Source organism: Cellulophaga sp. Hel_I_12 (genome assembly GCF_000799565.1).
GTDB lineage: Bacteria > Bacteroidota > Bacteroidia > Flavobacteriales > Flavobacteriaceae > Cellulophaga.
Genome location: NZ_JUHB01000001.1, coordinates 264,038 through 277,569, shown reverse-complemented (window position 1 = coordinate 277,569; position 13,532 = coordinate 264,038). Strand labels below are relative to the sequence as shown.

The following is a 13,532-nucleotide window of genomic DNA, read 5'->3' as shown; positions in this document are numbered from 1 at the left end:
AGATTGATGATGAAACACTACCTATAAGACGAAGTTCTTAGCAAATTGTTACACTTCGGCCCAATTCTTTATTGCTTCCGCTTTAATTTCTCAAGTTTCTCGATCGTTTTGTTCATTTTGGATCGTTCTTTAGAAATTTTATCATTTAGTTTTGAAATATCAACAGGAGAAAGTTTTCCTTTTGCTTTTCCTCTAATAATTTTATCCTCATAACTAATTATTTTCGACTCGCTTTTTTCAATACTCTTTTCTGACTTAACAATACTTTTTTGCAGTTTTTCAGCTTTTTCAGCCTCTTTCTCAAGCTTTTTTGCTTTTTTCTCAGCTTTTTTAGCTTCTTTCTCTGCCTTTTTGAGTTCTTTTTCTGCTTCTTTAGCCTCTTTCTCCGCTGTTTTAATTCGCAATAAAATTGCAGCATCTTCAGCCGCTTTAGCCATTGCAACAGAATCTTTAGGGATTTCTGTTTTCTCTTGTGCGTAATTTGTGCTTACCGTTAAAAAAATAAGCATGATGGTAAAAACTAGTTGTTTCATGATTCAAAGTTTAGTGTTTAAAAAATTTAGTGTTTTCTACGAAGTCGATTCAAGGTCCTAATTCGCTCAAAAGTTGATCTCCTTCGGAATTTTTAATATAAAGTGTCTCTTACTTGGAACTAAAAGTCACTCGTAAAATTAGTGCTCTTTCCGTATCTGTTTTCGGGTGAAGAAAATAGTGTTATTTTTTCAAAAATGATCAGGTATTTTAGTACTACAAAGATACGAAATTGGCACAAATAAATACCTAGTGAAAGTGGCTTAAAGTTTAAAGCGTATTCGAGGCTCTCCTCCGCGCAATTTGCTATTTTTGCAACCTAAATATTTTTAGTTATGTTTTCAAACGAATCGATTATCGCTTTAGCAACTCCTTCAGGAGCTGGCGCTATTGCAGTCATCCGAATTTCTGGAAAAGATGCCATTAGCATTGCATCAAATCATTTCGTTTCTAAAAAAGGTAAAGATTTAGCAAAGCAAAAAAGTCATACCATTTTATTGGGTCATGTTGTAGACGACAAGCGAGTCTTAGATGAAGTATTGGTCTCTGTTTTTAAAGGACCTCATTCCTATACAGGCGAAAATATTGTCGAAATTTCCTGCCATGGGTCTTCTTATATTCAACAAGAAATTATACAGCTATTTTTAAGAAATGGTTGCCGAACTGCTGATGCTGGAGAATTTACACTACGTGCATTTTTAAACGGCAAGATCGATTTAAGTCAGGCAGAAGCTGTTGCCGATGTTATCGCATCGGACAATGCAGCGAGCCACCAAATTGCTATTCAGCAAATGCGAGGCGGTTTTAGCAATGAAATTAAAGAATTAAGGGCTGAATTAATGAATTTTGCCTCTTTAATTGAGCTGGAGTTAGATTTTGCTGAGGAAGATGTAGAGTTTGCCAACAGAGAACAATTTACACAATTATTAAATAGAATTCGTCAGGTTTTAAAAAGATTGATTGATTCCTTTGCTGTTGGCAATGTTATTAAAAACGGCATTCCTGTAGCCATCGTAGGAGAACCTAATGTGGGAAAATCTACCTTGTTGAATTCCCTTTTAAACGAAGATCGCGCTATCGTTTCTGAAATTGCAGGTACCACCCGTGATACTATAGAAGATGAAATAGCCATAAACGGAATAGGTTTTAGGTTTATTGACACGGCTGGGATTCGTGAAACTACCGATGTTGTTGAAGGGATCGGCATTAAAAAAACTTTTGAAAAAATAAAGCAGGCGCAAGTGGTGCTATACCTTGTAGATGGGTCGCTAATTACTGATGACAAAAATCTAAATGCATTAAAAGTTGAAGTAGAAAAAATCAAAAATCAGTTTCCCTTAAAGTCTATTTTAGTGCTGATCAACAAGGCCGATAAAATTAGCCAAACCTCCACAGCGTTTATCAGCAAGGAACTCAGCGCAGTATCAACATCGTTAAAGTTTATTTTTATATCTGCAAAAACTGGCCTTGGTGTCGAAACCTTAAAAGATGAATTACTCAGTTTAATCAATACTGGTGCCTTACGTAATAACGAAACAATTGTCACGAATTCTAGACATTACAATTCACTTTTAAAGGCCTTAGAAGAAATTCAGAAAGTACAATCAGGAATGGATGCTGGTTTTTCTGGAGACTTATTAGCTATCGACATTCGCCAAGCACTATTCCACTTTGGTGAGATTACGGGAGAAATTACAAGCGACGATTTACTAGGGAATATATTTGCTAATTTCTGTATTGGGAAGTAAGCTATTTCGAAAATAATTTCGGTGCTAACCATAGGTAGCCCATTGCTGCGATAAAGATAAAAAAGAACCATAATTGGTGAATAGGTGCCCAAAATTGTACCATTTTTTGGTTTTGAGCGGTACCGTCGAATTGTCGTTGGTTGGCTTCTAAAGTTTGGACGGCTCTTAATGATTTCCAATTCAAGGTATCCATAACATAATAGTTATAGCTTGACAACGAATCATTTTTTAAATACAGCTGTTGCCAACCAAGGGTTCTTGGAAAGGTAGTGCCATACCAATTATTGGCCATATCCAAGTCTTGTCGCAGTGGAATTTGTGTCTGATTTGCATTCAAGATTTCCGGATTATTAATAGAAGTTCTTATTTTAAAATCAAAGGGTTCATGCTGGTAGGCAAATCTTGAATTATGGAACCATTCTGTTGGCTTAAAATTTCGTTTGGCTAAACTAGTAACTACCTCAGCCCAAAACTGTTCATAAACCTCTTTATGACCCTTGAGCAGCAACTCATAAGTGTTTTGCAATATAGTCGTGCCTACCCGACCATGAACCCTTCTATGGTAAGCTGTTAAAGTTTGATCCTTATATTGATGTATTTCTTCCAAACCAAACTCAGGTTTAAAATTATACGGAAATTGGTCTACCAGTACTTCAGAAGAAAAACCTAAACTAGTTTTTAAGTTTTCAGTAGTCTCAAAGGAAAAACCAGATCTTTCCGGTGCAGCATTAAAAAAAGATGTCGAAGGTTGAATAAACAAACCAAGTCCATTATTTTTTTGGCTATTATGAAGCGCTGAAAGATTCGCTCTAGATAAGCTTATGTACGAGTCAAAATCTATGAAAAGTAAGTCGTACCCTTCTAATTGTTTTTCTGTAAAATTATAAAACGGTTGTTGTTCGGTATTAAAATATTCGTATTTGTACTTGTTTTTAGTCAATTGACTGCGGATAGTTACTTGATGCCCCACTTCTGCTAAATAGTTTTTTAAGTATTTTGTTTCAAAAGTGGGAAAGTTGTTGATCATCAAAATTTTTAAGGACTGCCGCTCTTGTATGTGCATTGGCAATTGCTCACTTGAGAGTATCGTTGCTAGTGAATCTTTCTCTACCAAAGAATAGTTGAATTTTCCAACAACAGTAGGATTCATCCTTAGTTTAAAATTTTCATAAGCTTGTCCACTGAAGACGATAGAATCAATACCCGCTCCTCTAGGATTAGAAAGTACTAGGCGATTTCCTTTTTTTCCTTCAGAATAGCTTCCTTGAATACCTACGTTGTCACCAACAAATGCAGTACTAGGGTAATTTATTTTTGTGATACCCCTAGGGTGATACCCCTTAATAATTTTAGCGGGTCGCTTTTCTAATTGCCAAAAATCAAACGTTGCTAATCCTCTGCCCAAAATATAGTAGTAACCAACCGAGTCTATAGCACTGCCCATAGGCTCATTTATAGTATAGGGAATGATTTTTAAATTTTTATGAATTTTTTTGAGACTATCTAACTGAGATCGATTAAAACCTGGAGTAAGTAATACCCCAATGGTTGAAGTAGCACTTTTTTGAATATTCGGCTTTAAAGCCAGCATTACTAAAGAGATTACTGCGAGCAAGCCCACAAAAGAATGGAGATAAAATCGTGATTTGAGAATAGGCGACCATTCTTTCCAAACGAATACCAACCATAGTAGAATTCCACCAATAACTACCGGCCAAAAATACGCTTGATTTAAAAAATTAATTTGATCAATCATTTCATTCTAATTCTTGCAACAGCAATTCGTTCAGTTTACTCAGGGATGCGTTTGTTTTTCTTGGCCTTGGTTTCGTTTTAGGAATAGCTGCTAATAAGCCTCGTTGTAGTTTTTCTAACGCTAATTTCGATGTTTCACTGCGCTCTGAACTATTTTTTAACAGTTGTAGGGTGTTCAGATATTTTCCTGGTTCTTGTATCGCCAATACAGCGAGTTCGTTTCCTGCTTTTAGCAACAACTCCCTATCTTCTGCCGTAAGGATAGAAGCCTTGGTGATTACCCTTTCGAGGCGCTCTACAGCTTTTTTTATAAAAGGTAAGGCCTGAGGTTGAGCGATATCTTCCAATTTACTATAGCTAACAACCTCATCTAAAGTTCCAGATAAGCGTTTGTCTTCTTTGATGGGTGGAGGGTCAAAACCAATTCGGTGTACATAAATGCGTGCGCTGTTCTTGATCTCCTGAATAAGCGTTAAGGCCCGATATTGATACGGCAATGATTTTTTAGGCGTATACAAGCGCAAATAAAGTTCGGCATTCCACATTTCGTCCATTGCCTGACGAAGCTTACTTTTTAAGGATGCGGTAAATAATGTTGATTCTTCAGGATCGTCATGATTATGAAGGTAACTTTCCAAGGGGTCTTCTTCTTTTTCCCCTTCTGCTTCTTTATGATCGTGTTCTACAAGATTATGTTCATTATCACCATCATGATCATGTGTATAGTCTTTTAATAGATCAGAATTTGTAGCGTCACCAGCATCTCTAGTTTCTTCTGGGGCTTCACCAGCAGCAACAACCTCATCGCCCATAAACTCCCCATATTTTATTCTCAGGGCTTTTTGGTCATACCCTAGTTCGTTGCTGGTAAAATTGAACTTCTCTTTGCTTAGCTTATTTTGATCGGCTATCAGCTTTTCTGTATCTATGATTAACTGTCGTTGGCTTCGAAAATAAGCAGGCATCAAATCGGCTCCCATGGTCCCCTCTACGGCAAATTGGTTGGTCACGGTGTCCTTTATCACCGCAAAGTAGGTTTCACTTCTTGATATATTCGCTTTTGGTCTTTTGTTATCTATAGCCACCACATAAAAGTACAACTCATCACCTGCCTCCATGCCCATTTGGTCCAAATCTATTTTTTTGGATAGCACTTGTTTTTTAGTACCCGATGTTACTATATCGTCAAAAGTTAAACGTTCTTCTCTAAATTTCACAGATTCTCCTTCACCCTTGGTTACCGTAGCAATGATAAAACTATCTTCTACCCCATAATCATCGGAGAGTGCTACCATAAAATTAAGTACTTTGGCTTGTGAAAAACCAAATGAGCTAAACTGTTGCAATCCCTGAATTTCTATTGATGGACTTTCATCTTGCAGTACTTCCATCGCATAGAGATCCGATATGTAGCTTGCCCCATCCATAGCCTTAAATTTAAAATTATAAAAGCCTGTTTCGCTAAAGCTTAGTTGTTTTGAATATGTAGTACCCTGCTTGGTTAATGGGTAATCGTTCTCCAAGATTTCTATAGAAGCCTCTTGTATTAGCGTATCAAATTGAAGCTCCCAAATAAGTTTTGATCCTTCTAAGGCCCTAATATTCATATCTGAAGTGACTGTTTTGGCTAGTTTTGTATAGGACGGGTGATAAATGCTTAATTTTTGAAATAGCAATGCTGGCGGTGTAGTTTTAACATGGGCACTATCCAAAGGCTGAAACCTAAGGCTCTGTTGGTTTTCAATGTTATTTGTTGCAGGTTCAAATAATTTATGTAAGGAAAATTGGTAGGACAAAAAGGAAAGAAATCCAAACATCAACAATACCATAAACGCCATTTTTACATTCACTAAAGGTTTTATTTTTTTTATATTTTCATTTAAAACCTCGCTAATTTTGTACCGTTGAAGCATGCCCATGGATGAAAGCTCCTCTATAGGTCTTAACAACAATCCTGTACTATATTCTACCCCATTGAACTTTTGATCTATGTAACTACTCACTTTTTCTAGTGTCAGGCGCCAAGGTTTTTTAAATAGGATAAGGGCAGCAGCAAGTGATAGAAAAAGAAACAAACTAAGGCCAAGGTCTGATTTTAATAGGTAGCTTAATAATGCAGGACCTAGAGCGTATAGCACAATGGAAAGAAACTCTAGCAGCTGCCAGCGTTTTCTAAACTGTATGAGGCTTTGTTTTCCCGAATCTATCATTGTCTTCTGTATTTCGATACAATTCGTTCAAGGCCCATAAGAATTCCCAATACGAGCCATACCCATAAAGAAAGATCATACATAGCAGCATATTTACGATCACTCTTCTGATTTACTTTTATGCTTTGCAATTCCTTTGCATCTATAGTTCTTTGATCATAGGTACTTGCCTTTTCTGGCACCCCTTCATGTAAAGAAAGTAATTCCAGCAATTTTTCAGGGAGATGCTCGGTAAGGATATTCTCGCTATTTAGCCGATGTGTCAAGAAGAATGTCTTTTTGGTATTCCCGTTAACAATTAATTGGTTGGCCAAAGAATCTGGACGATATACCAAGGTAGGTACAGGGTAATTTTCAAACTTATTTTTACTGAGCCAAATCAATGTGGCATAGGCTTCCAAAGCTAAAGTGTCAATTTTTGGTACTCTTGTTAGTGCTATAGGTCTATTTAGGTATTTTTCTACTGCCCGATAGGCAGCCTTTATATAGTTCAAGTCATGAGAAAGACTATCCTCTGCCACAATAAGTACCTTTAATGGTTGGGCGGGCTTTACTTCAACCCAATCGCCATGTATTTGAATACTATCTTTGGGGGTATTAAATTTAATATCCTCACTATTTTTTGCTATGTTCGATTTGGTATAGGCCAAACTTTTAAGATCACTGGTTATAGATAGTAATGCAATACTATCTTTAAGTACGGTTGCTTCTATTAGCGCTGTTGTTTTTTCATCCGTATCCACTACAAGCCAGTTGATGCCTTTAGAGCTTGTAGGTCTCATGCCGCGGATACCAGTAACAAGGCCTTTTGTAAGCACAATGATACTATCGGTTTCCAGATGTTCCATCTCTTGTGCCATTTGCCAATACTTAGGCGCATACGACTTGGTTGTTTCAAAATCGTAGTCTTCAAGCAAAGGAAAACCGTTTACCATGATACGTAGCGCCTGTGAAGGAAGGCTATCCAAAAGTGGCTCCATCCCCTTTACATGGAGTAATTCAGGATCTATAACATAGGTAAGTGATTCTTTATATTTTGTACGTTTAAAATTAGGCCCTGCAAGAATAAAAGCGACTAAGGCAATCATCAAGATTCTTAACAAAAGTAACCACCACTCATTGGGTATAATGCTGCTTGTGCGCTTAGGCTCTGATGCGGTAAGCATGGCTATGCTTCCAACTTTAATGGTCACTATTTTTTTTCTATTCCACAAATGAATGGCTATAGGAATAAGAATTCCCAATAAGGCCCATAAATATGTAGGATTAAGAAAACTCATATTATATTAAGTGACTTCGTTGCTTCAAAAAGAGCTGTAAAGCCTCTCCCAAAGGCTCATCTAGCATAAACAGTTGATATCCTATGTCATTTGACAACAACATATCTTTAGTAGTGCTCATCATGGTATCAAGTTTGCTCAAATAGTTACTTTTTGCCTCCTTAGCATCTACTTTTACCTTAGCACCCGTTTCTAAATCCTCAAAAACCACATAGCCTTTATAGTTAAATTGAAGTTCTTTTTTTCCCATAATTTGCAAAACAACTACTTCGTTTCTTTTGGTTTTTAAACTTTTTATTAAGGCCGTCAGTTCTGTATCATATTCATACATATCGGTCACAAAAAACACCAATTCTTTTCGACTTTTATCATGAAATTTATCAAGATTCAAGGTATTTGAAGGCCATACCCCATCTCCCTTGATATGTATAAGCTCGTGTAAAAACCGCTTATACTGTTGTTTTTGAACCATGGGCTGAAGACTTGTAATACTAGTATTGTTTAAGGCATAAAGCCCAATGGCATCTCCCTGTTCTTGGGCAAGGTGTGCCAAAGACGCTACCAAAACTTTAACATAATCTATTTTTGATACGCCATCCTCAGCGTGTTCCATAGATTTACTCGCGTCTACAATAAACTTTACTGAAATATGGGTGTCGATTTCAGATTGTTTGATATAATACCTACCCGAACGCGCAAACATTTTCCAATCTAACAGGCGTAAATCATCTCCTAATTCGTAGCCTCTATATTGACTGAATTCTTGACCCATACCTACCCTACGACTTTTATTTAGACCTGCTAGATATCCATCAACTAGTACCCGTGCAATCAAAGAAAGCCCAGAGATACTATTGATAATATGGGGTTGAAATAATTGTCTATAGTCTTTTTTCACGAAATTTTATACTTTTGAAGGAACTTCAGTATTGGTCAATAAATGATGTGTTATTTCGTCTGAAGTAATCCCTTCTGCCTCCGCTCTGAAATTAATAATGATGCGATGTCTTAATACGGGAAGTGCCACTTTTTTTAAATCCTCTAAACTTACCGACAGGCGACCATACTGTAGAGCTCTTGCTTTCGCGGTGAGGATCATAGCTTGTCCAGCACGTGGTCCTGCACCCCAACTTACCCATTCCTTTACATACGCATTGGTCGTGGTTTCGGGTCTGGTAGCTCGTACTATAGTACTAACGAAGTCTATAAGATCATCACTAATATAAACTTCACGAACCAACTCCTGTAATCGTAGTATTTCTGCCCCGCTTATCACTTTCTTGACATTCTCTTTTTTCACTCCCGTAGTGCTTTTTAAAATACCTTTTTCTTCGGATGCCGTTGGATATCCTATTTTTATGTAAAACAAAAAACGGTCTTGCTGCGCTTCAGGTAAAGGAAATGTACCTGACTGTTCAATTGGGTTTTGAGTAGCCAGCATAAAGAAAGGCTTTTCTAAGGCATAGGTTTTTCCAGAATAGGTAACTTCAAACTCTTGCATGGCTTCTAATAATGCGGCCTGTGTTTTAGGTGGTGTTCTATTAATTTCATCCGCCAGAATAATATTAGCGAAAATTGGTCCTTTGTTAAATTGAAAGAATTTTTTCCCAGTGCTGTGGTCTTCTTCCAAAATTTCGGTACCAATGATATCAGAGGGCATAAGATCTGGAGTGAATTGAATGCGTTTAAACTTTAGATCAATGGCCTGTGATAAGGTTTTAATCATCAAAGTTTTAGCGAGACCCGGAACCCCTTCTAACAAGGCATGACCACCCGCTAAAAAGGTAATCAATAGCTGCTCTATGGTTTCTTCCTGACCTATGATAATTTTACCAATTTCTTTTTTTACATCGGCAAGCTTCAAAGTCAGCGTTTCTAGCTCATGTTTCATTGTTACTACATGTTTCTCCATTAAATTTCTCATTTACGATGTAAGTGCATACATCACTATATTGACCCCAAAACGGGTATTATCTATTTTATACCAACGCTTATTTCTAAAATCATAATCCCACTCGCAGCCATAATCTTTATTGCTGTAAAGCACCCCTATTCTACCATTTATTTCAATAGCTTTTAAATATTCGTGCACCAAATCATCTCCCCAACCATTTAATTCTTGCGAAGTCGTGGGAGGACCATCCTCAAATTCAAAAAATATATTATAGATTTCGTGATCATTTGAAATTTTTTTTAGTGAATCCTCACCAAAAATATCGTGCATTTGGCGTTCAAACGATTTTGCGAAAAGTCCGTCGATGTCATGGTTACAATCATCGACAAATACAAACCCACCATTGGTGATATACTTTTTAAAATTCTCTTTTTCTTTTTTGGTAAACTGTACTAGTTTATGACCAGAAAGGTAACAAAAGGGGCATTTGAAAATATCATCACTAGCCAATGAAATGATGTTTTCTTTGGTATCCACGGCAAGGGTTGTATACTCTACGAGAGAATTCAGTAAATTAGAAGGCATACGTTGATCTACATCCCAATCTCCAGATTCATACTGTAATCTTGTAAAAAAAAAAGCGTTTCCCACTACATAATCAAAATTTAAATCCGAATTCCAAGCTAGCACATTTATTGCTTCGCTGTAGAATAGCATAAGAAAAGGTTGTTTTGAATGTCTCAAAACAACCTCATCGTACAAAATTATAAGGTACTAAACGGCATCAGACAAACTGGTAAAAGTGAAATCTCTAATTTTCATATAGGGAATCAGATTACCTTCAACACGCACTTGTTTTCCGAGCGTTTCTAAATTGTTTAGCATGATGATAGGACTTTCATTAAACCTAAAATTCTTGACAGGATATTTAATGGCTCCATTCTCAATATAAAAAGTTCCGTCACGCGTTAGTCCTGTATAGAGAAGTGTTTGAGGATCCACGGATCGAATGTACCATAAGCGGGTTACTAAAATTCCCTTTTTGGTACTTTTGATGAGTTCTTCCAAAGAAGCATCTCCTCCGCCCATAATGAAATTACTAGGATAAGGAACTGGCTCAACACCTTTTTTTTCTGCCCAAAAACGGCTGTAAGCGAGATTCTGTACCACGCCATTTTTGATCCACTCTGTTTTCTTTAAAGGCTGACCTTCTCCGTTCCAAGTAGAAACTGGAACTTCTGGATGCAAGGGGTCTGACCAAAGATTTACCCGTTCATCTACTATTTTAACACCCAGTTTGGTACCTCCATCTTTAGACATAAAACTACGCCCTTCATCGGCTTGTCGGGCATCAACAGATCGTCCTAAGCCACTTAATAAGCCTAAGCCTGCTGATGGCTCTAAAATAACCGTATATTTTCCAGGCTCGATAGCTCTTGCTTCCCGTGACATCACTGATTTTGATATCGCTACACTTGAAGCTTCATTCGCATCAAATTTGCTCACATCATTAAAATCTCTGGTGACCCATCCAGATCCCGTACCATCATTTGTTCTCATGGTTACTGTGAAGTCTACATTTGTTGACTTGTTATAGGCAAAAAGTCCCTTTGAATTTAACATAGCTTGAAAGCCTGCAGAATCGTCTAAAAAACCCGCTGCGGTAACATCACTTGCTATAGCGGGTTCAATACTGCTATTAGCCACATTGGCTCTGTATTCAGGTGTAATGTTCGCGGTAGCTTCCACATAATTAATCGCCTTGTCATAAACCTGAGGTCCCAAGGGAGCCATAAATTCAGGATTTTCTGGTGAGAGTTTAGCCAATTCCTCGGCTCTAGCTACCACTCTTTGCAACGATGCATCATCAAATTCATCGATGCTTGCCGTCCCTGATTTTTTACCAAAATTAGCCTGAACCACTAAGTTTTGATTGGAGCGATGCCCTGAGGTGGAAACGGAATTTCTTGCATACCGTATATTGCCACTTTCACTGCCTTGTAAATTTATTTCGCAAGCATCAGCTGTGGAAAAGCTCAAGGCTTTTTCCATGATTTTTTTTGCTTCTTCTTCTGTATATATTGCCATTGTAATGAATATTATAGTGAAACTAAGATTAGACGGTTCTACCGGTATTAATGACGTTGATGTTGTTGAACCTTGTGGTTGAACTACCATGAGAAACAGCACTCACTTGTGAAGGCTGACCTTTACCGTCAAAGAACGAACCGAACATGCGGTAATCATCCTCATCACAAATTTTAGCACAAGAATTCCAAAATTCTTGGGTATTCGATTGATAAGCGACATCATTCAACATGCCTACAATTTTTCCATCTTTTATTTCGTAAAAGACTGTGCCTCCAAACTGGAAATTATACCGTTGTTGATCAATAGAGTACGAACCACGCCCTGCGATATAAATTCCCTTCTCAACATCTTTAATCATTTCACTAACCGAATAAGGATCTTTTCCAGGTTCTAATGAAATATTTGGCATTCTTTGAAACTGAACGTCGTTCCAACTTTGCGCATAACAACAACCGTGAGATTCATCCTGATCAATCATTTTTACTTGATCACGAATGGCTTGGTAATTTACCAATACACCGTTTCTAATGATATCCCATTTTTTACACTGTACGCCTTCATCGTCAAAACCTACTGCACCTAGGGATCCCACTTGGGTTTTATCTGCTACAATATTTACAAGATCACTTCCATATTTAAAATCACCTGATTTCCATTTGTCTATAGTCGCAAAACTGGTCCCTGCGTAATTCGCTTCATAACCCAATACACGATCAAGCTCGGTAGGGTGTCCTACAGATTCATGAATCGTAAGGCCTAAATGATTTGGTTCTAAGACTAAATCGTATTTACCCGGATCAACAGATTTTGCAGAAAGCATTTCTTTTGCTTGCTTTGCCGCTGCAGTAGCATCTTCTATGATATCATAGCTATTGCGATATAATGTTAGTCCTGCTGCCCCTACTAATTTTTCTGATGCCAAGCCATCCATATATTCATAACCAAGACCCATTGGGCTGCTCATGGCATCTCTGGTCTTAAATTTTCCTTTGGCTTGATCTACTGCGGTAACGCCAAAATTTGGCCAAATTCGGTGCACATCTTGATCAATATAAGAGCCTTCTGTGGAGGCAAAATATTTTTGTTCATTGACCATAAACAATGCTGAATTTACGAAATTGGCTCCGTTGTTCAGGGCAGCAGCATTAGCTGACAGTAACAGCTCTACCTTTTCCGAAACAGGCACTTCTTTAAAGTCTTTTTGAATAGGCGTTTTCCAAGAAACTTCTCCGTAATTAGCAACGGGTGCTAATATCACAGGTTCCTTCTGAAATTTAGAATTTGCCTTGGCAATGGCTACAGCTTGCTGCGTAGCTTTTTTTATCCCATCTTCCGAAACATCGTTGGTAGATGCAAAGCCCCAAGTACCATTGGTGATAACTCTAATACCAATTCCGAATGATTCTGTATTCACCACGTTTTGAACCTTATCTTCACGTGTAAAAACATATTGATTTAAGTATCTTCCAATTCTAGCATCGGCATAGGTAGCGCCTAAAGACTTTGCCGTATTCAAGGCCACATCTGCCATTCTCTTCTTTACTATGGTATCCATACCTGGCTCTAAGAGCGCCTCGGCAAAAATAGTATTGCCCGTCATTAGGTTGGGTACTAAAAGTGCTCCTGCCCCTAGTCCGGACAACTGCACAAAATCTCTTCTTTTCATGTTGTGTTGTTTTTGGTTATTTAAGTCGTGCTTACCACAGGTACAAACAGATTTAACTACTGCGTAAAACTGAATTTACAAAATGATACCTAGGGTACAAGGTAAGTAAAAGAATTAATTTTAAAAAATGTGAATTAGTGGAACCAAAAAAAAATAGTTCAACTTTAACATTGCGCACCAGATATTAGCCTACAGTGCACAGCATATAAAAAGCAAAGAACGTGCAACAGTTTATTATTTAGTCATCCAAAAAGTAGTATTGGACTGCACCTAACGGTACCCTATTAGTCATTTAAAGAGTATTCTTTTAGCAAGAACACTAGCGTCTTTTGTTTTGTTAGGGCAGATGACTAAATT

Annotated in this window: 10 protein-coding genes; 1 reads left to right on the top strand and 9 read right to left on the bottom strand. The window is 37.5% G+C overall.

What is annotated here, in order from left to right:
* Positions 1 to 68: 68 nt before the first annotated feature.
* Positions 69 to 533: a hypothetical protein gene (locus GQ45_RS01370; protein ID WP_047414474.1), complete on the bottom strand. Its 465-nt coding sequence runs from the start codon at positions 531 to 533 to the stop codon at positions 69 to 71.
* 333 nt (positions 534 to 866) lie between these two features.
* Here GQ45_RS01370 and mnmE point away from each other — a divergent pair, with 333 nt between their 5' ends.
* Positions 867 to 2,279 (top strand): tRNA uridine-5-carboxymethylaminomethyl(34) synthesis GTPase MnmE, encoded by a 1,413-nt coding sequence (mnmE, locus tag GQ45_RS01365; protein WP_047414472.1) that lies wholly within the window; start codon positions 867 to 869, stop codon positions 2,277 to 2,279.
* 1 nt (position 2,280) lies between these two features.
* Here the strand turns inward: mnmE and GQ45_RS01360 are convergent, their stop codons facing one another.
* From GQ45_RS01360 to GQ45_RS01325, 8 genes are all read right to left on the bottom strand, one after another.
* On the bottom strand, positions 2,281 to 4,035 hold the full coding sequence (locus tag GQ45_RS01360; protein WP_047414470.1) for a hypothetical protein: 1,755 nt from the start codon (positions 4,033 to 4,035) through the stop codon (positions 2,281 to 2,283).
* A 1-nt stretch (position 4,036) separates the two neighbouring features.
* Entirely contained in the window at positions 4,037 to 6,244 is a 2,208-nt protein-coding gene (locus GQ45_RS01355; protein ID WP_047414468.1) for a hypothetical protein, read from the bottom strand.
* Positions 6,241 to 7,524 carry a BatA domain-containing protein gene (locus GQ45_RS01350; RefSeq protein ID WP_047414467.1) on the bottom strand — a complete coding sequence of 428 codons (1,284 nt, stop codon included), beginning with the start codon at positions 7,522 to 7,524 and terminating at the stop codon, positions 6,241 to 6,243. Before GQ45_RS01350 ends, GQ45_RS01355 begins: the two co-directional genes overlap by 4 nt.
* Before the next feature lies 1 nt (position 7,525).
* Entirely contained in the window at positions 7,526 to 8,422 is an 897-nt protein-coding gene (locus tag GQ45_RS01345) for a DUF58 domain-containing protein (protein WP_047414465.1), read from the bottom strand.
* Positions 8,423 to 8,428: 6 nt separating this feature from the next.
* Positions 8,429 to 9,436 (bottom strand): MoxR family ATPase, encoded by a 1,008-nt coding sequence (locus GQ45_RS01340; protein WP_047419899.1) that lies wholly within the window; start codon positions 9,434 to 9,436, stop codon positions 8,429 to 8,431.
* 12 nt (positions 9,437 to 9,448) lie between these two features.
* Positions 9,449 to 10,069, bottom strand: a complete 621-nt coding sequence (locus GQ45_RS01335; RefSeq protein ID WP_047419898.1) for a DUF4159 domain-containing protein — start codon at positions 10,067 to 10,069, stop codon at positions 9,449 to 9,451.
* Positions 10,070 to 10,192: 123 nt separating this feature from the next.
* The gene (locus tag GQ45_RS01330) at positions 10,193 to 11,506 is read right to left on the bottom strand and encodes a TldD/PmbA family protein (RefSeq protein ID WP_047414463.1); all 1,314 of its coding nucleotides are present in this window, start codon (positions 11,504 to 11,506) and stop codon (positions 10,193 to 10,195) included.
* A 28-nt stretch (positions 11,507 to 11,534) separates the two neighbouring features.
* Positions 11,535 to 13,175: a TldD/PmbA family protein gene (locus GQ45_RS01325; protein ID WP_047414462.1), complete on the bottom strand. Its 1,641-nt coding sequence runs from the start codon at positions 13,173 to 13,175 to the stop codon at positions 11,535 to 11,537.
* Positions 13,176 to 13,532: the final 357 nt, after the last annotated feature.

Coding starts and splice junctions, on each gene's coding strand:
- GQ45_RS01370 (WP_047414474.1), bottom strand. CDS start 533: ATGAAACAACTAGTTTTTACCATCATGCTTATTTTTTTAACGGTAAGC.
- mnmE (WP_047414472.1), top strand. CDS start 867: ATGTTTTCAAACGAATCGATTATCGCTTTAGCAACTCCTTCAGGAGCT.
- GQ45_RS01360 (WP_047414470.1), bottom strand. CDS start 4,035: ATGATTGATCAAATTAATTTTTTAAATCAAGCGTATTTTTGGCCGGTA.
- GQ45_RS01355 (WP_047414468.1), bottom strand. CDS start 6,244: ATGATAGATTCGGGAAAACAAAGCCTCATACAGTTTAGAAAACGCTGG.
- GQ45_RS01350 (WP_047414467.1), bottom strand. CDS start 7,524: ATGAGTTTTCTTAATCCTACATATTTATGGGCCTTATTGGGAATTCTT.
- GQ45_RS01340 (WP_047419899.1), bottom strand. CDS start 9,436: ATGGAGAAACATGTAGTAACAATGAAACATGAGCTAGAAACGCTGACT.
- GQ45_RS01330 (WP_047414463.1), bottom strand. CDS start 11,506: ATGGCAATATATACAGAAGAAGAAGCAAAAAAAATCATGGAAAAAGCC.
- GQ45_RS01325 (WP_047414462.1), bottom strand. CDS start 13,175: ATGAAAAGAAGAGATTTTGTGCAGTTGTCCGGACTAGGGGCAGGAGCA.